Annotated in this window: 14 protein-coding genes; 12 read left to right on the top strand and 2 right to left on the bottom strand. The window is 66.6% G+C overall.

The window, feature by feature from the left end; genetic code table 11:
- The first annotated feature begins 106 nt into the window (after positions 1–106).
- Positions 107–1,570, top strand: coding sequence for a dicarboxylate/amino acid:cation symporter (locus AC3IT0_RS06810; RefSeq protein WP_489322993.1), 1,464 nt, complete (start codon positions 107–109; stop codon positions 1,568–1,570).
- A 66-nt stretch (positions 1,571–1,636) separates the two neighbouring features.
- Here the strand turns inward: AC3IT0_RS06810 and AC3IT0_RS06805 are convergent, their stop codons facing one another.
- The gene (locus AC3IT0_RS06805) at positions 1,637–2,206 is read right to left on the bottom strand and encodes a hypothetical protein (protein ID WP_489322992.1); all 570 of its coding nucleotides are present in this window, start codon (positions 2,204–2,206) and stop codon (positions 1,637–1,639) included.
- 161 nt (positions 2,207–2,367) lie between these two features.
- Here AC3IT0_RS06805 and AC3IT0_RS06800 point away from each other — a divergent pair, with 161 nt between their 5' ends.
- The 8 genes from AC3IT0_RS06800 (at position 2,368) to AC3IT0_RS06765 (ending at position 11,150) form a co-directional block, all read left to right on the top strand.
- Entirely contained in the window at positions 2,368–3,048 is a 681-nt protein-coding gene (locus AC3IT0_RS06800) for a TetR/AcrR family transcriptional regulator (protein ID WP_489322991.1), read from the top strand.
- Between the two features lies 1 nt (position 3,049).
- Positions 3,050–5,575 (top strand): MMPL family transporter, encoded by a 2,526-nt coding sequence (locus AC3IT0_RS06795; RefSeq protein WP_489322990.1) that lies wholly within the window; start codon positions 3,050–3,052, stop codon positions 5,573–5,575.
- Between the two features lie 98 nt (positions 5,576–5,673).
- Positions 5,674–6,078, top strand: a complete 405-nt coding sequence (locus tag AC3IT0_RS06790) for a hypothetical protein (RefSeq protein WP_489320394.1) — start codon at positions 5,674–5,676, stop codon at positions 6,076–6,078.
- Between the two features lie 32 nt (positions 6,079–6,110).
- Complete coding sequence (locus AC3IT0_RS06785) at positions 6,111–7,109, top strand: transposase (RefSeq protein ID WP_489320393.1); 999 nt, start codon at positions 6,111–6,113, stop codon at positions 7,107–7,109.
- A 180-nt stretch (positions 7,110–7,289) separates the two neighbouring features.
- Positions 7,290–7,964, top strand: coding sequence for a Maf family protein (locus tag AC3IT0_RS06780; protein WP_489322989.1), 675 nt, complete (start codon positions 7,290–7,292; stop codon positions 7,962–7,964).
- 129 nt (positions 7,965–8,093) lie between these two features.
- On the top strand, positions 8,094–9,914 hold the full coding sequence (locus AC3IT0_RS06775) for an acetyl/propionyl/methylcrotonyl-CoA carboxylase subunit alpha (RefSeq protein WP_489322988.1): 1,821 nt from the start codon (positions 8,094–8,096) through the stop codon (positions 9,912–9,914).
- A gap of 20 nt (positions 9,915–9,934) precedes the next feature.
- Positions 9,935–10,375 (top strand): YybH family protein, encoded by a 441-nt coding sequence (locus AC3IT0_RS06770; RefSeq protein WP_489322987.1) that lies wholly within the window; start codon positions 9,935–9,937, stop codon positions 10,373–10,375.
- 43 nt (positions 10,376–10,418) lie between these two features.
- The gene (locus AC3IT0_RS06765) at positions 10,419–11,150 is read left to right on the top strand and encodes a glutamine amidotransferase (RefSeq protein WP_489322986.1); all 732 of its coding nucleotides are present in this window, start codon (positions 10,419–10,421) and stop codon (positions 11,148–11,150) included.
- Positions 11,151–11,297: 147 nt separating this feature from the next.
- Here the strand turns inward: AC3IT0_RS06765 and AC3IT0_RS06760 are convergent, their stop codons facing one another.
- Positions 11,298–12,710, bottom strand: coding sequence for an MFS transporter (locus AC3IT0_RS06760; RefSeq protein ID WP_489322985.1), 1,413 nt, complete (start codon positions 12,708–12,710; stop codon positions 11,298–11,300).
- 271 nt (positions 12,711–12,981) lie between these two features.
- Here AC3IT0_RS06760 and AC3IT0_RS06755 point away from each other — a divergent pair, with 271 nt between their 5' ends.
- From AC3IT0_RS06755 to AC3IT0_RS06745, 3 genes are read left to right on the top strand one after another with little or no spacing between them, the layout of a single operon-like run.
- Positions 12,982–14,457: an MFS transporter gene (locus AC3IT0_RS06755; protein ID WP_489322984.1), complete on the top strand. Its 1,476-nt coding sequence runs from the start codon at positions 12,982–12,984 to the stop codon at positions 14,455–14,457.
- Between the two features lies 1 nt (position 14,458).
- Positions 14,459–16,684, top strand: coding sequence for a molybdopterin oxidoreductase family protein (locus tag AC3IT0_RS06750; protein WP_489322983.1), 2,226 nt, complete (start codon positions 14,459–14,461; stop codon positions 16,682–16,684).
- Complete coding sequence (locus AC3IT0_RS06745) at positions 16,681–18,243, top strand: FAD-dependent oxidoreductase (protein ID WP_489322982.1); 1,563 nt, start codon at positions 16,681–16,683, stop codon at positions 18,241–18,243. The genes AC3IT0_RS06750 and AC3IT0_RS06745 overlap by 4 nt, the downstream gene beginning before the upstream one ends.
- Positions 18,244–18,528: the final 285 nt, after the last annotated feature.

Below are 18,528 nucleotides of genomic sequence, written 5' to 3'. Positions count from 1 at the left end.
TGACGCTGGATCTGCGGGGATTCCCGGCTTGTTATGGCGACTGGTCCTCGTAACATTTCTCAACATCTGTTCGCCGTGATAAGAAGCCCGGGCCTAGCGTGTTCTGGTGAGCACTCAAACCCGCACCCCCGAATCCGCAGGAAAGACCGGCTTCCAGCTGCCCAAGTGGGCTGGCTCGTTCGGCTTCCAGATCATCGCCGCCCTCATTGTGGGCCTGGGCCTCGGCCTCCTGGCCAAGTACACGGGAAGCACCAAGGAGGCCCCCAACGGCCTCGGCGCCACGCTGCAGACCATCGGCTCCAGCTACGTTTCGCTGCTGCAGACGGCCGTGGTTCCGCTGATCTTCACCGCCGTGGTGAGCTCGATCTCGAACCTGCGCCAGGTCTCCAACGCCGCCAAGCTGGCCTGGAACACCCTGCTCTGGTTCGCCATCACCTCCCTGATCGCCGTGGTGATCGGCATCGGCCTCGGCGTGCTCCTGCAGCCCGGCGCCAACACCGGGATCACCCAGGAGGCCAAGTACGCCGGCAAGTCCGGTGACTGGTGGTCCTTCCTGATCGGGCTGTTCCCCAAGAACTTCCTTGGCCTGGGTGCCAGCTCCACCGTGACCGAAAGCGCCACCGCGGCCACCACGGTCAGCACGTCCATCAGCTTCAACGTGCTCCAGATCCTGGTGATCGCCATCGCCATCGGCGTCGCCGCCCTCAAGGTGGGCAAGGCTGCCGAGCCGTTCCTGAACCTCAACGCTTCGGCGCTGGCCGTCATTCAGAAGGTGCTCTGGTGGATCATCCGCATCGCCCCGCTCGGCACGGTGGGCCTGATCGGCAACGCCGCGGCCGTCTACGGCTGGGACACCATCGGCGCGCTCGGCAAGTTCACCTTCGCCATCTACGTGGGCCTGGCCCTGGTGCTGTTTGCGGTTTACCCTGCACTGGTCCGCACACACGGTCTGTCCGTCAAGCAGTACTTCTCCGGGGTCTGGCCTGCCGTGCAGCTGGCGTTTGTGTCCCGCTCCTCGATCGGGACCCTGCCGCTGACCCAGCGCGTCACGGAGCGCAGCCTGGGTGTTCCCCGCGCCTACGCTTCCTTCGCCGTGCCCCTGGGCGCCACCACCAAGATGGACGGCTGCGCCGCGATCTACCCGGCGATCTCCGCCATCTTTGTGGCCCAGTTCTTCGGCGTCCAGCTTGAGGTCAGCCACTACCTGCTCATTGCGCTCGTCTCGGTCCTCGGTTCCGCCGCAACGGCCGGCACTACCGGCGCCGTGGTGATGCTCACCCTGACGCTCTCCACGCTGGGACTGCCCCTGGCCGGCGTCGGACTCCTGCTCGCTGTGGACCCCATCCTGGACATGGGCCGCACCGCGGTCAACGTCGCGGGCCAGGCCCTGGTCCCCACCATCGTGGCCAAACGCCAGGGCATGCTCGACGAGACGCTCTACAACGCACCCCGCAACGGCACGCCGTTTGTGGACGACGACGCCGACTCCTCAGCCGCGGACCCCTCCGCCATCGCCGGAGGTACTGAAGCGCCGGAGGCCGGACGCGAACTGGCCGACGCGAAGGCCTGACGCTCCAGTCCCGCCAAAGAAACACCCCACCCCCCTGAGCTTGTCCAGGGGGTGGGGTGTTTTTTGTTAGCGGCCGCCACCTCCGATGACTCCGTTCTGGACAGCCTTGGTCACGGCGTCAGCCTCGGCCTGGGTCAGTTTGCCGTCGGCGACGGCCTGGTCCAGTCGGGTCTTCAGAGCCGCGGCGCGATCTGCCTGTTCGGCGGTGCGCAGCTCTTCCAGCGCCGCGGTGACCTTGGCCTCGTCGATGCCGAGCGTCGACGCGAGGGACTTCGCGAGTTCAGCCTGCTTCGCCGCCGGGTCCGGCCGGGTTCCTTCAGTTGGCTTGGTGGCGGGCCTGTTGGCCTCGCGATAGGCCTTCAGGGCCTCCGTCACCTTGGCCTCGTCCACGCCCAGCTTGGTGGCCAGTTCCGCTGCGTCCACGCCGCGGAAGCCGCCGTGGCCATGGCCACCGCGCATGCCCTTCCCTTCAGCGGGGGCAGTGCCGGTGCTCCCGTCGGCGGAGGCGCTTGAGCTGGCGCTGGGTGTGGGCGTCGGCGTCGTGGTTGCGGACGCGATGCCGGCGACGCCGATCCCGGCGCCAAGGGCCAGCGCGGTGGCCGTGAGGCCAAGGGCAATTCTCTTTGTGTGTACCATTCTTTGTCTCCTGGATCTGCCGTCAGGTGACGGCTGGTCATGATGTCCCAGGCGGGACAATTTCAGTGTCCGGCGGCAGCATCAGGCTCAGCTGTCGGGAACCTTTCATCTTCCTGTGAATCAACTTGCGCAGTGTGCAAACTTGCACGTAGTGTAATTTCATGCCCGAACTCCTCTCGCGCCGTGAGCTGAACAAAGCCGCCACCCGCCAAGCCATCACCGATGCCGCACTGACCCTGCTGCGCGCCCAGGGACCCGGGAACTTCACGGTGGAAGACATCGCCGATTCAGCCGGGATCTCGCGCCGCACCTTCTTCAACTACTTCAGCAGCACCGAGGCCGCGCTGGCCTCCATGACGCACGGCTTTCTGGACAACGCCCTCCAGCAGTTCCGGCAGCGGCCCGCCGACGAGCCCATCCTCGAATCCGCGCGTGCGGCCCTGATGCAGCTTGCCGATCCCATGACGGTGGCGCCCCTGGCTGAACTCTTCACCCTTACCCAGGACAACGCGGTCCTGTCCCGGTCCGAACTTGAGGCGTGGGACCACTGCACCGAAGAGATCATCCGCGCGGCGCGGGAACGTTTCGCCGGCACCACGGGCGCCGTCGTCGACGAACTGTACCTGCGTGCCCTCGCAGGCTCCGTCATCTCCTGCGGGAAGGCGGCCATGGACGTGTGGTTCGCCCAATGCGGCGCCGACCTCTCCCCCGCATCGCTCGCTGTCCTGCGGCAACTGCTCATCGACGCCATGGGCCACCTCGGCTCCGGCTTCGGGAGCCCTGTTCCGGCAGCCAAGACTTCCGCGACCCCCACCACCACACACCTCAAAGAACGGCTCTGACATGGCCCTGCTGCTCTACCGCCTCGGCAAGTTCTCCTACCGCCACCGCTGGCTGGTCATTTCGCTCTGGCTCGCGGCACTGGTGGCCGTCGGTGGCTCCGCAGCCGCCTTCCATGGCACGCTGTCCAACAACTTCCAGATTCCGGGCACTGAGACCCAGCGGATCGCGGACAAGCTGAAGCAGGAACTGCCGGCAGCGTCGGGCGGCTCCGCCACGATCGTCTTTGAGGCCCCGGAAGGCGGCTTTACCGACGGGAGCCGCGCCGCCGTCACCGCCGCCCTCACCGAGCTGGGTGACCTGCCGGACGTCAAGGCCACGGTGGATCCGTTCGCCACACAGGCCCAGCTGGACCAGGCAGGCAAGGCCATCGCCGACGGCGAGCAGCAGCTCACCGCGGGCCAGGCGCGCCTCGACGCCTCTAAGGCAGAGCTCGACGCCGGTGCAGCGCAGCTGGGTGCCGCGGAGCAGCAGATGGCCGCCGGCGGCGCCACCGCAGCCATGATCGAAGCCCAGCTCGGAGCACAAAAGACTGCCCTGGCACAGGGCCAGGCACAGCTCGACGCCGGCACGCAGGAATTGGACACCGCCAAGGCCAAGCTGGACCTGGGTAAGCGGCAGGCCGAAGCCTCCGGCGGGATCCGCTTCGTCTCGGCGGACGGACAGGCAGCCGTGGCCCAGGTGCAGTTCAACACGTCCATCAATGCCCTCACCCCCGCGGTGCGCCAGCAGGTGCAGGACATCGCGCATGAGACCTCGTTGGTGGGCGTAACGGCACTGGCCAGCAAGGAAATCACCGAAGACATCTCAGAACTGTTCGGGACCGCCGAAATCATCGGCGTCGGGGTGGCGGCCCTGGTGCTGATCCTGATGCTCGGCACGCTCATCGCCGCGGGCCTGCCGCTGCTGATGGCCGTCATTGGCGTGGGTGTCGGGGTGGGTATTACGTTTGCCCTGTCCGGCGCCTTCGAGATGAGCTCCATCTCCCCCATGCTCGCCCTGATGCTGGGCCTGGCGGTTGGCATCGACTACTCCCTGTTCATCGTCAACCGGCACCGGACCCAGCTGCTGGCCGGCATGGACCCCGAGGAATCCGTGGCACGCGCCACCGGAACGTCGGGCAACGCCGTGCTTTTTGCCGGCCTGACCGTCATCATTGCCCTGGCCGCCCTCGTGGTGCCCGGGCTGCCGTTCCTGAGCGTGATGGGCCTGGCAGCAGCAGGGACCGTCGCGGTGGCCGTCCTGGTGGCGCTCACCCTGACCCCGGCCCTGCTGTCCCTGATCGGCCGGCGCATCGTTTCCCGGCGGGCCTGGGCCAAGGCCGATGCCCACAACGCCGAGGCCGGCCACGAGGTTGCCGACCAGGCCAAGGATGAGGAAAAGAGCACCCGGGGCTGGGGCGGCCTGGTCACCAGGCACCCCGTCGTGGCGCTCGTGGCCGGCGTTCTCCTGCTTGGGACGCTGGCCCTGCCTGCCGCGCAGCTCCGGCTCGCACTGCCCGACGGCGGCTCAGAACCCGTGGACTCCGAGGCCTACCAGGCCTATGACGTCACCGCCCGGAGCTTCGGCCAAGGCGTCACCGGGCCCATTGTGGTGGTGGGCGAATTCCCGGCCGGCCTGGACGAAACCCAGGCCCAGGAACTGCAGCATGACGTCGCGGACCTGATCCGGGGCGTGGACAACGTGGTGGCAACGGTTCCGGTGGCGCTCAGCGAAGACCGCCGCACCGCCGTATTCCAGGTCATCCCGGAAGAGGGGCCGGCCAAGGCCGGCACCGTGCAGGTGGTGAGCGAACTCCGCGAACGGGGCACGCAGATCCACGCCGAAACGGGGGTCACCATCGGGCTGACCGGGCAGACCGCCGGCAACATCGATGTCTCCACAAAACTCGGTGACGCCCTGCCCCTGTACCTGGCGATCGTCGTCGGGCTTTCCCTCATCCTGCTGCTGCTGGTGTTCCGCTCCATTGTGGTTCCGCTGCTGGCAACCGGCGGTTTCCTGCTGTCCCTGGCCGCCGCGTTCGGCCTGGTGGTGGCCGTCTACCAGTGGGGCTGGCTGGGGGGTGTGTTCGACGTCGCCAATCCCGGCGCGGTCCTGAGCTTCCTGCCGATCATCCTGATCGGTGTGCTGTTCGGCCTGGCGATGGACTACCAGGTGTTCATCGCCTCCGGCATGAGGGAGTCCTACATGCACGGCGCCCCGGCCAAGAATGCCGTACGCATCGGCTTCAGCCATGCCGGTGCCGTGGTGACCGCCGCCGCGATCATCATGGTCAGCGTGTTCGCCGGCTTCATCTTCAGCCACCTGACCATGGTCCGGCCGCTGGGCTTTGCCATGGCGTTCGGTGTGCTGCTGGATGCCTTTGTGGTCCGCATGACCATTGTGCCGGCCGTGATGTACCTGCTGGGCGAAAAGACCTGGTGGCTGCCGAAGTGGCTGGACAGGATCCTCCCGGATGTGGACGTGGAGGGCGCCCGGCTGGAACGCCTGGAGATCGAGCCGCAGAAGCTGACCGAGCCCGTCCACTAGGCAACGCTCTCTCACCTTTAGGCCATTTTTGGGCGACGCTCCCTCTCCGTCAAGCTGGTTGTGAGTCATTCATTAACCGTTGATTGAAGGAGCCGGCGATGGCCGTTGATAACAAGGGTTTTACGCGTGAAGAGATCCGTGAGTTCATGCATGAGTACTATTTGCAGCCGCACGGGACGAGGAAGCAGTGGCTTGCCTCGAAGTCCATTTCCGACTGGACGTTCCGCAGGTGGCGCACGATGATGGTCCAGGGCGATATCGACCGTGGCCTGATTCCGCGAGAGCATGGAGGCATGGTCCCTACAAATCGTGAGCTCTCCGCGTTTGAAAAGGCACGCGCGAAGGAAATGGCTGGCCACCGTGCCGAAGTCGAAAAACTCCGGAAGCGGGTCCAGGAGCTGGAGGATACGAATTCCGCGCTGGGAAAAGCTATAGGGCTCTTGCACGAGTTGAGCGCGCCAGAGCCCGATACAACCCCGACGAGCGCTCAGAACGATTCATAGCGGCCGAGAACAGTCTTGTCCTGGCGCTGCATGTGATCACCGGCTCCCAGCGGACAGCGCTCGAGCTGGCGGGCGTGTCGCGCGGGACCTGGCATTACCGGTTCAATCCCCGTCCTGCGGTGCAGGACCCGATCCACCAGGCCGACCGGGCCTACGAATGCCGGATCAGCACCGCGCATCACGACCGGATCCTGGGGCTCATCCTGGCCGGTTGGGAGAAGGGCAACTCCGTTGACCATGCCTTCGCCACAGCCTGGGACAACGGGGTGCTGCTCGCCTCCAACCGCACTTGGTGGCGGATCGCGGCAGGGTACGAGGATCAGCAGGCCCGCCCAACCTTCCCGCGCAAGCGTGGGGGCAAGCGTGGTTCGGTTGAGAAGCCGGTGGTCAAGGCCACCGGACCCTGCCAGGTCTGGTCTTGGGACATCACCGACGTCTATTCCAAGTGGCAGGGGAAGGTTTTCAAGGTGTACTCCATCATGGACATCTTCTCCCGGGAGATCGTCGGTTGGCGGGTGGAGGAACGCGAGTCCGACCACCTCGCCGCGGAGATGTTCGAGACAGCCATCGCCCGGCACGGTGCCCCGCGCATGGTGCATGCCGATTCAGGCCCGGCCATGAAATCAAACCTGCTCCGTGACACCCTCACCGCCCACAGCGTGGAACTCAGCCATAACCGCCCGTACGTCTCCAACGACAATCCCTTCTCGGAGTCAGGCTTTCGCACTATGAAATACCGGCCCGGCTACCCCCGGATCTTTGACGATCTCGAGGCCGCCAGGGAGTACCTCACCGGCTATGTGCACTGGTACAGCACCGATCACAAACACTCCGGTATCGCACTGTTTTCACCATCACAAGTCCACGACGGCTCTTGGAAAGAGCTCTGGGACAAGCGAGACAGAGTCCACCAGGACTACTACGAACGACACCCAGGAAGGTTCCGCCAACGACCCACCACACCGGCCCCCGCCAAATACGTCGGGATCAACCTGCCCGAGACCAAAAAACCCCAAAAACTAGCCCAGTGACTCCACACAGCTTGACAACTTTCGGCTCTCTCACCTTTGAAGCCAAATGGCGGAACCCTCCTGCACATGATGTGCAGGAGGGTTCCGGTTTATAGGCCCGAACGTGAGAGAGCGTTGGGGAAAAACGCTCCAAAAGTGAGAGAGCGTCGGGTGGGGTGGTGATGAAGCTACGCTGGAGCGGTGACCCGCCTCATCCTCGCCTCCCAGTCCCCCGCCCGCACCAAGCTCCTGGCCGACGCCGGCATCCGGCACTCCGTGCTGGTCTCCGACGTGGACGAGGACGCGGTCCAGGCCCGCTACGGCGTCACGGATCCGCACGATACCGCGCTGCTGCTGGCGCGCGCCAAGGCTGAAGCGGTGGCGGCGCTGCCGGAAGCGGAGGGCTCGCTGGTCATCGGCTGCGACTCCGTCTTCGAGTTCGACGGCGAGGCGCACGGCAAACCGTACACGGCCGCCGTCGCCCGCGAACGCATGCTGCGGATGAGCGGCAACAGCGGGGTCCTGCACACCGGGCACTGGCTGGTGGACTGCCGCGCGACGGCAGCCGATGCCGGGTTCGGGGATGGGGCGTCCGACGACGGCATCACGGCACCGGGGTCCGGCGCCACGCTCGGGGCGGTCGCCTCCGCCGAGGTCCACTTCACGGACATGGACCCGGAAGAGATCGACGCGTACATCGCCACGGGCGAACCGCTGCACTGCGCCGGGTCCTTCACCATCGACGGCCTGGGCGGGGCGTTCATCCGCAAGGTCGACGGGGACCCGCACGCCGTCGTCGGGCTGTCAGTCTCCACACTGCGGAGTCTCCTCGGGCATGCAAACGTACGCATCACGGACCTGTGGTCCGCCGAATAATTGCGGCGATTTCCCGGCCAATTGTAGGTTCCCTACAAAGCCGCGCCCGTTTACCCGCGGAAACCGCAAGTAACATCGGCGGAACCCACAAAATCGCGCTAGGCTCCCTGAAGGAAAGAAGGAGACGCCTTGTCAGCAAATTTGGAGCAGTCCACTAGTCCCGTGCAGTCGAACCTCACCAAGGTGCTGATCGCAAACCGAGGCGAAATCGCAGTGCGCATCATCCGCGCGGCACGCGACGAGGGCATTGCCTCCGTGGCTGTCTACGCCGATCCAGACCGCGACGCGCTCCATGTCAGGCTTGCCGACGAGGCCTACTCCCTGGGTGGCAACACCGCTGCGGAGTCCTACCTGGTGATGGACAAGATCATTGATGTTGCCCGCCAGTCCGGTGCCGACGGCATCCACCCCGGTTACGGCTTCCTCGCCGAAAACGCCGAGTTTGCCGCCAAGGTCATCGCGGCCGGCATCACCTGGATCGGCCCCTCCCCCGAAGCCATCTCCGCCCTCGGCGACAAGGTCCAGGCCCGCCACATCGCCGAGAAAGTGGGCGCCCCCCAGGTTCCCGGCACCGCCGATCCCGTGCAGTCGGCCGAGGAAATCCTCGAGTTCGTGGACAAGTTCGGCCTGCCTGTGGCCATCAAGGCTGCCTTCGGCGGCGGCGGCCGCGGCATCAAGGTTGCCCGCACCCGCGAGGAAATCCCTGAGCTTTTTGACTCTGCCGTCCGTGAGGCCACAGCAGCCTTCGGCCGCGGCGAGTGCTTCATCGAACGCTTCCTGGACGCCCCGCGCCACGTCGAGACGCAGTGCCTCGCGGACGCCCACGGCAACGTTGTGGTGGTCTCCACCCGCGACTGCTCCCTGCAGCGCCGCAACCAGAAACTGGTTGAAGAGGCCCCGGCACCGTTCCTCACCGAAGAGCAGAACCGCCGCCTGTACGAATCCTCCAAGGCGATCCTGAAGGAAGCCGGCTACCTCGGCGCCGGAACCTGCGAGTTCCTGGTGGGCCAGGACGGCACCATCTCCTTCCTCGAGGTCAACACCCGCCTGCAGGTGGAGCACTGCGTCTCCGAGGAAGTCACGGGCATCGACCTGGTCCGCGAACAGTTCCGGCTGGCGCGCGGCGAGAAGCTTGGGTACGGCGACCCCGAGGTCCGCGGCCACTCGTTCGAATTCCGCATCACCGGTGAGGATCCGGGCCGGAACTTCATGCCCGCCCCCGGCACCATCACCACCCTGAAGAACCCGACGGGCCCCGGCATCCGGATCGATTCCGGTGTGGAGCAGGGCGATGTCATCAGCGGCAACTTCGACTCGATGCTGTCCAAGCTGATCGTCACCGGCGCCACCCGCGCCCAGGCCCTGCAGCGTTCGCGGCGCGCCTTGGAGGAAATGGTGGTGGGAGGCATCCCCACCGTTATCCCCTTCGACCTCGCCGTCGTTTCGGACCCCGCCTTTGCGCCCGCGGAAGGGCCCTTCAGCATCCACACGCGCTGGATTGAAACCGAATTCGTCAACAACATTCCCGCCTGGACGCCGGACGGAACCGCTGAAGCCGGTAGCGACGCCGGTGAGCGCCAGCGTGTGGTGGTTGAGGTAGGGGGCAAGCGCCTCGAGGTTGTCCTGCCGGCCTCCCTGGGTTCGATCGGGGCGGGTTCCGCCTCCGGCTCCGGAACCAAGGCCGGCAAGTCCAAGAAGCGCCTCCGTTCGAGCGGCACGGCTGCGGCCGCCGCCGGCGACGCGCTGACGTCCCCGATGCAGGGCACCATCGTCAAGGTTGCCGTGGCCAACGGCGACGTTGTGTCCGAGGGTGACCTGGTGGTGGTTCTCGAAGCAATGAAGATGGAACAGCCCCTGACCGCGCACCGTTCCGGAATCATCACCGGACTCAGCGCAGCGGCCGGTGAGACGGTTTCGGCCGGCGCCGTCATCGCCACGATCGAAGACTAGACACTGCCGGAGGCACCCCCATGCTCGCACCCAGTTTTGAAGAAGAAGTAGACCGCTACCACCTGGCGGTTCCCGAGATCACCCGCGGGAATCCCGGTGCCGTCAAGGACCTGTATTCCAGGCTCGACGACGTCACGCTGGCCAACCCGTTCGGCGGCATCGCACGTGGCTGGGCCCAGGTGGAGGCCAGGCTGGACCAGGCGTCCCGGCAGTTCCAGGACGGCGAGATGCTCGGGTTCGACACCATCACGTCCTACACGGCACGCGACACGGCGTACCTGGTGGAAACGGAGCACTTCCGGGCCCGCCTGGAGAGCGCCGCAGCGCCGGAGGAATTCGCGCTCCGCGTGACCAGCATCTTCCGGCGCGAAGAAGGCTACTGGAAGCTGGTCCACCGCCACGCAGACCCGGCCGCACAGCCGCAGTCCCGTCGGTCTCTGGCGCAGCCTGCCAGCCACTGACGTCTCTCTGGCGTTGAGCTGGGGCGAAAGGCACACTTAGCGTGTGAAGCCTTTCCTCCTCCTTGCCTCCCGGGCTGAAGACGCCGCCGCAGAGGAAGAGTATGAGGCGTACCTGACGTATGGCGGGCTGGCCCCTTCGCAGCTGAGGCGTGTCCGGCTTGAGGCCGCTCCCCTGCCGCAACTGGACCTGGCCGAATTCTCAGGTGTGATTGTGGGCGGGAGTCCCTTCACGTCCAGCGACCCGGCAGACCACAAGAGCGAAACCCAGCACCGGGTGGAGCGGGAACTGGCCGGGCTCCTGGACCGGATCGTGGCCCAGGACTTTCCGTTTCTTGGCGCCTGCTACGGCGTGGGGACGCTCGGCAGGCACCAGGGCGCCGTGATCGACAGGACCTTTGGCGAACAGCTGGGCGGCGTGGAAATCGAGCTGACGGAGGCCGGGCTCTCGGATCCGCTCCTGCACGGGATGCCACGGCGCTTCACCGCCTTCACGGGGCACAAGGAGGCTTGCAGTAGATTGCCTTCCCACGCAGTGTTGCTGGCATCCTCCAAGGCCTGCCCCGTCCACATGTTCCGCATCAAGCAGAACATGTACGCCACACAGTTCCACCCCGAACTGGACGCGGAGGGGCTGGTCACGAGGATCGACATCTACCGGCATGCCGGATACTTCCCGCCGGAGTCCGCCGAGGAACTCATGGCCGACGCACGGCGGTTCACCGCCACGGAGCCCATGAAGATCCTGAAGAACTTCGCGGCCCGCTACGCCAACTGACAGCGACAACTGGAGCCCCGCCGTCGTCCGTTCCTGCCCAGTTGCTCCATCCCGGACGCAGCAATGCCCGGCGCGCTCCCCGGAATAACGGGGAACACGCCGGACAGTTCTGTCAGCAACCGGGCTGGAACGCCCGACGGCGGAGCGTCAGGCTACGTTGTTCTCGTAGTCCAGGTCGCGGGTTTCCTTGCTTACGAACAGCGCGATCAGCGTCAGCACCGACATCGCGGTCAGGTAGACACCCACCAGGACCGGGCTGCCGTCAGCCAGCTCCCAGAGCGCGACGGCGATGAACGGAGCCACCGCAGCACCCAGGATGCTGGACACGTTGTAGCTGACGGCGGAGCCCGTGTAGCGCACGTTGGTGGGGAACAGTTCCGGCAGCAGCGCACCCATGGGACCGAACGTGAGGCCCATCAGCGAGAAGCCGATGACCAGCAGGGCCATGGTGCCCACGAAGCCGCCGCTGAACAGCGGGACGAACAGGAGGCCGAAGACGAAGATGCCACCGGTGACGGCCAGCAGCATCTTGCGGCGGCCGTATTTCTCCGCCAGCGGTCCGGAGACCAGGGTGAAGATGCCGAAGAAGACGACGCCGGCAATCAGCATCCAGAGGAAGTCATTGCGGGTGAAGCCCAAACCGGGAACAAACAATGCCGCGGCGGACTCGGACATCGGTTTGCCGGCCTTCTCGGCGGCGGCCCGGGCGGCATCCAGGCTCGAGGCGCGGGTGCCGTAGGTCAGCGTGAACGTGGTCATCAGGTAGAAGAGCACGTACGTGGCGAGCATGATGAACGTGCCCAGGATGAGCGGACGCCAGCTGGTCTTGAAGACCCGGGCCAGGGGCAGCTTGGCCACCTCTTTGGATTCGAGCACCTTGGTGAAGGCAGGCGTTTCGATCAGCTTGAGACGGACGTACAGGCCGATGATCACCATGACGGCGCTGAGCAGGAACGGCACGCGCCAGCCCCAGGCCAGGAAGTCGGCCGGGGTCAGCGCGTAGCTGGCCACCAGGAAGATCACGTTGGCGATGATGAAGCCGATGGGCGCGCCGAGCTGCGGGAACGTGCCGTAGATGGCGCGCTTGTTGGCCGGGGCGTTTTCGGTGGCCAGCAGGGCAGCACCGCTCCATTCGCCGCCGAGGGCGAGGCCCTGGGCGAAGCGCATCACAACGAGCAGTGCCGGAGCCCAGAATTCCCAGCCCGGGACGAGCGCTGTGGGCAGGCAGCCGATCAGGAACGTGGCAATGCCCATGGTCAGCAGCGAGGCCACGAGGGTGCCCTTGCGGCCGAACTTGTCGCCGAAGTGGCCAAAGACGATGGATCCCAGCGGGCGGGCAACGAAGGCCACGCCGAAGACAGCGAAGGAGCTGAGCAGCTGGGTGGTCTCGTTCTGGTTGGGGAAGAACAGCGCCGGGAAGACCAGTACGGCGGCGGTCGCGTAGACGTAGAAATCGTAGAACTCAACGGTGGTGCCGATCAGGCTGGCCACAATCACGCGGCCGCGTGAGTTCACCGCCTTGGGGGATCCTTGCTCCGCGGTGGTTTGCATAGATGACATATGAACACTTTCCTGAGAACCGGCCGGGCCCGGTAGGGTCCGGCATGCAGTAGTTAGAGTTCAATATTAGTTCCGGCCGTCCAGTCAATGGACAAAAGGTCCATCATCTGGACCTGTGGCCCGCGTCTCATCCTTCGGTCCGTTAACTCTCCTCACGCCGCCGGCCGGCTGCCGATAGGCAAATGTCACAGCGCGTTAACAAACGGCGACTGTCCGTGAAACGCACCTTCTCTACCTTGGAAGAACAACATCCCCCAAGAGGAGGTACACCGTGACTGTTGACCGCAGCGCAAATGCCGGCACCGGCAATTCCGTAGACATAGACACCGACCCGCTGCACGAAGGCGTGTCCACATCCGCCAGCGCACAGCCCGGCTCCACACGTACAACCGACGCCCCCGCCCTTGAATTCCGCCCTGGCCGCTGGATCGCCAACTGGAACGCCGAGAACAAAGAGCAGTGGGAGTCCGCCGGCCGAACGATCGCCCGCCGCAACCTGAACTGGTCCATCTTCGCGGAGTTCCTCGGCTTTGTGGTCTGGCAGCTCTGGTCCATCGTGGTGGTCCAGCTCCCGGCAGCCGGCTTCACGTTCACCACCTCCGAAATCTTCTGGCTGATCTCGATGCCCAGCCTGGTAGGCGCCACCCTCCGCATCCCCTACACCTTTATGGTTCCCCGCTTCGGCGGCCGGAACTGGACCATCGTGTCCGCGCTCCTCCTCCTCATTCCCGCCGTCGGCATGGGACTCTGCGTCTCCAATCCCGAAACCCCGTTCGGTGTGATGCTGCTGGTGGCAGCACTTGCAGGCTTCGGCGGCGGCAACTTCGCCAGCTCCATGGCCAACATCACGTTCTTCTACCCGGCACGTGAGAAGGGCTGGGCACTTGGCCTGAACGCCGCCGGCGGCAACATGGGTGCCGCCGTCGCACAGCTCGCCGTCCCGATTGTGATCACCCTGCTCGCGGTCGGCAGCGTCAACCTGCCGATGGCCGGCTGGATGTGGATCCCGTTCATCCTGATCGCCGCCTTCGGCGCCTGGAAGTACATGGACAACCTCACCAGCGCCAAGGGTGACGTGGCCGGCTCGGTCGCGGCACTGAAGGAACCGCACCTGTGGATCATGGCACTGCTGTACATCGGCACCTTCGGTTCGTTCATCGGCTTCGCCGGTGTGTTCCCCAAGCTCATCAAGGACTACTTCCCGGCCTTCTCCTCCATCGGAGTCGGCACCGTGGCACTCTCGCTGGCCTTCCTCGGCCCGCTGGTCGGTTCACTCGCCCGCCCCTACGGCGGACGCATGGCTGACCGCATGGGCGGCGCCCGCATGACCGTGGCGGCCTTCGCCTCCATGGCCGTCATCACCCTGACCATGATCTGGACCCTGCCGCTGAAGAACTTCTGGCTCTTCCTGGTACTGTTCCTGATGCTCTTCACCGCCAGCGGCTTCGGCAACGGCGCAACCTACCGGATGATCCCCATCATCTTCGCCACGTCCAGCCGGGCAGCGAAATCGGGTGCCGGCACCGTGGCCACGCAGCGGCTCGCGTCCTCGGCCCTCGGCCTGATCTCGGCCATCGGCGCCTACGGCGGCTTCGTTATCCCGCAGGTGCTGAACGCTTCCAACACGGCCAGCGGCTCCTATACCCCGGCTTTCTACGGATTCGTCGGAGCCTACGCGGTGATGCTGGCGGTCTGCTGGTTCTTCTACATCCGCAACGCCAACCGAAATGCGATGGGACACGTCTAACATGACCAAAAGCGCCGACACGCACTGCCCTTACTGCGCCCTGCAGTGCGCCATGACGCTCACATCCCCTGCGGGACTGACCCCGGCTTCCGAGCCGGGGTCAGTCCCCGTGCCGGCTGAAGCCGCACCGCCGGCCGCCGCGGACGCCCCCCTGAAAGCCCCCCTCCTCGAAGTGAGCGGCCGGGACTTCCCCACCAACCGCGGCGGCCTCTGCCGCAAGGGCTGGACCTCAGCCACGCTCCTCAACCACCCCGGAAGGGTCACCGAACCCCTGCTCAAGGGAGCCGACGGCGTCCACCGCCCCATCGGCTGGGACCAGGCCCTGGCGCTGGTCACCACCGCCGTGAAGGACACGCAGGCACGTTACGGTAAGGACGCCGTCGGGGTTTTCGGCGGCGGTGGCCTCACCAACGAAAAGGCCTACATGCTGGGCAAGTTCGCCCGCCTGGCCCTCGGCACCTCACGCATCGACTACAACGGCCGGTTCTGCATGTCCTCCGCCGCGGCCGCCGGGATGCGCGCCTTCGGCCTGGACCGTGGCCTCCCGTTCCCGCTGGCAGACCTGGACTCCGCCAGCACCATCCTGATGCTCGGCTCCAACGTCGCCGAAACCATGCCGCCGTTTGTGCAACACCTCCAGGGCGCCCGCGATGCCGGCGGGCTGATCGTGGTTGATCCCCGCCGTTCAGCCACGGCAAAGTTCACGGCCGACGGCGGCGGACTTCATCTCCAGCCCCTGCCGGGCACCGACCTCACCCTTCTGCTGGGCCTCTCGCACGTGATCATCCACGAGGGCCTGGCAGACGAAGACTTCATCGCGGCACGCACCACCGGCTACGAGGCCGTGGTCCGCAGCGTCAACTCGTTCTGGCCCGAACGCGTCCAGTCCCTCACCGGCGTCCCGGCGGAACTCATCCGCGAAACTGCCCGCAGGCTCGCCGACGGCGCGGGCAAGGGCGGCAGCTACATCCTCACCGGCCGCGGCGTGGAACAGCACGTGGACGGCACGGACACCGCCACCGCCGCGATCAACCTCAGCCTCCTCCTGGGCCTGCCAGGCTCACGCCGCAGCGGCTACGGCACCCTCACCGGCCAGGGCAACGGCCAGGGCGGCCGCGAGCACGGCCAGAAGGCCGACCAGCTGCCCGGCTACCGGAAGATCACCGACCCCGCCGCCCGCGCCCACATGGCCGGCGTCTGGGGCGTCCCGGAGGAAAGCATCCCCGGTCCGGGACTGCCCGCCGTCCAGCTGCTGAAGTCGCTGGGACAGCCCGACGGCGTCCGGTGCCTTTTTGTGCACGCCTCCAACATCGCTGTGGCCTCCCCCGACGCGAACGCCGTCATCGCCGGGCTCCGCAGCCTGGATTTCCTGGTGGTCTGCGACTTCTTTATGTCCGAGACCGCAGCCGAAGCCGACCTCATCCTCCCGGTCCTGCAGTGGGCCGAGGAGGAAGGCACCCTCACCAACCTGGAAGGACGCGTCCTGCGCCGCCGCCGCGCCCTGCAGCCGCCCGCGGGCGCACGCAGCGAGCTGTGGATCATGGCCCGGCTCGCCGAAGCGCTTGAGGCCCCGTCCACGTACAGCGAGGATCCGGAAACGGTTTTTGAGGAACTGCGCCTGGCCTCGGCCGGCGGGCATGCCGACTACTCCGGCATTGATTACGCCATGCTGGACCGCGGCGAAGCTGCCTACTGGCCGTACCCCGCGGGCAGCACCGGCACTCCCCGGCTCTTCCTGGACGCGTTTGCCCACGCCGGCGGCAAAGCGGTCATGACCCCGGTGACGCCCCGCCGCCGTCGTACGCCGGCCGCCAACCCGGACCCGGCCGCGAAAACCATGACCCTGATCACCGGCCGCCTCCTGGAGCACTACCAGTCCGGGGCCCAGACCCGGCGGGTGTCCGAGCTGCTGGCCACCCAGCCCGAGGCGAAAATGCAGATCCACCCCGCCGCCGCGGCCGCAATGGGCATCACCGAAGGTGCATTTGTCTCGGTGGCCAACGAACGCGGCGAGGTGGTCTGCCGGGCAGAGCTCAGCACCGCGATCCGCCCCGAGACGGTCTTCCTGCCGTTCCATTTCCCCGAACTCGAAAGCGCCAACCGCCTCACCGAGGCGGCAACGGATCCCATCTCCGGGATGCCCGAGTTCAAGTTCAACAAGGTGTGGGTCCGGGCTGCGGCCAACGGACTTCAGAACAGCGTTCTTCAGACATCGGAGGCCTCATGAGTGAGCAGATTGTCATTGTTGGGTTCGGCCCGGTGGCCGCCCGCCTTATCGATGAACTGCTGCCCGCGGTCCGCGACGGGCACGTCAGCCTGACAGTGGTGGGCGAGGAGGCCGAGGCCGCGTACAACCGTGTGCTGGTGGCCGATCTGGGCGTCGGCCGCACCACTGCCGATGCCTTGGCACTTTCCGATGTCGCAGCCCTGGCCGCCGACGGCGTGGATGTCCGGCTCGGCGTGCGGGTCCGCCGCGTGGACCGCGCCCGCCAGCAGGTACTCCTCACCGACGGCACCTCGGCCCGCTACGAGCGGCTGGTCTTCGCCACCGGTTCCCGGCCCGTCATCCCCAACCTGACCGGCATCAACCCGGACCCTGCCTCCCCCGTCCTCCCGGCGGGCGTCACGGCGCTCCGGGACCTCCGCGACGCTGCCGTACTCAAACAGGCGGTCGACGGCGGCAAACGCGTTGTGGTGCTGGGCGGCGGTGTCCTGGGCCTCGAGACAGCCCTGGCGGCGGCCGAGGAAGGCGCCACCGTCACCGTGGTGCACAACGGCCCGCACCCGCTGGGACGCAACATCGATCGTGGCGGCGGGGCGGTCCTCGCGGCCAGCCTGCGCCGGTGCGGCGTCCGGATGGCCGGCAACGCCCGGTCCACCGGGGTGGAGCACAACGCGCCCGACGGCGGTTTCTCGGCACTGCTGCTCAACGACGGTTCTGCGATCGACGGCGACCTCCTGGTCATCTCCTGCGGGGTCCGTCCCCGGACCGAGCTGGCCGAAGGCTGCGGCCTGTCCACCGGCACCGGCATCCTGGTGGACCACCGGCTGCGGGCCCACCACGAGCCGCACATCTTCGCGATCGGCGACTGCGCCGAGGTCCGCTGCCCGGATCCTGCCTGCAACGAGTGCCGCACGGCGAAGGGCCCGTCCGGCCTGGTGGGTCCCGGGTGGCGGCAGGCCGAATGGCTGGCCGAATACCTGACGCTGCTGGCCACCGGCACGCAGGAAGAGGCCGACGCGCTGCAGGAGCTGCCCCAGGAACAGGCCGGCGTGGTTGTACTGAAGGCCCGTGGCATGAACATGGCTGTGGCCGGCGACAACGGTGCCGAACCGTGGGACGAAGACGTGCTCACCGCGGGCGCCGTGGACGGCCGTCCGCGCCTGCAGATCGCCCAGTGGGCAGACCCTGAGCACGGCCGCTACGTGAAGATGACCACCCGCGGCGGAGTGCTGGAAGGTCTTGTGGCCGTGGGCATGCCGCGGACCGCCGCGGAGCTCGTGGGACTGTTCGAACGCGGCGCGGAACTGCCGGCCGACAGGTCCCTGCTGCTGCGGCTCGATGGCCCGGACCAGCTGGCCGCGTCCGGTCCCGCCGATCCGGCTGGCACTGTGTGCCGCTGCGCCGGAGTCAGCGGCACCAAGATCCAGGGTGCCGTGGCCGAAGGCTGCTCCACGGTGGCCGAGGTGTCCAAGGCAACCCGCGCCGGCACAGGCTGCGGCGGCTGCCACGAAGACATCAAGGGGCTCATCGAAAAACACTTCCAGGCGGCTCCCGCCGCCTGACAATGCCGGTGGTTGAGCCTGTCGAAACCCCGGCATCCCCGACAAATGCGTCACGGAATCGGACCCGGACCGGACGGCAGATAGCACCGGGGCCACAAATGCCGATGACGACGACAACACTGAAGAACTCCTGGCCGAGGCCCGCCAGCAGAGGGCAATCCGGCTTCTTCAAGATTCCGGGGAATAGGTTCGGGTTGTAGCTAGCAGAGGACTCGCCCGAGCGGATGTGAAGCCCGAGGTCGACGGGAAACGGTTCGAGAATCACCCTACGTGCACAGCCAGCCT

The sequence above is a fragment of the Pseudarthrobacter sp. KH_020_B genome, from assembly GCF_057840185.1.
This window is presented reverse-complemented; position numbering and strand designations above follow the sequence as displayed.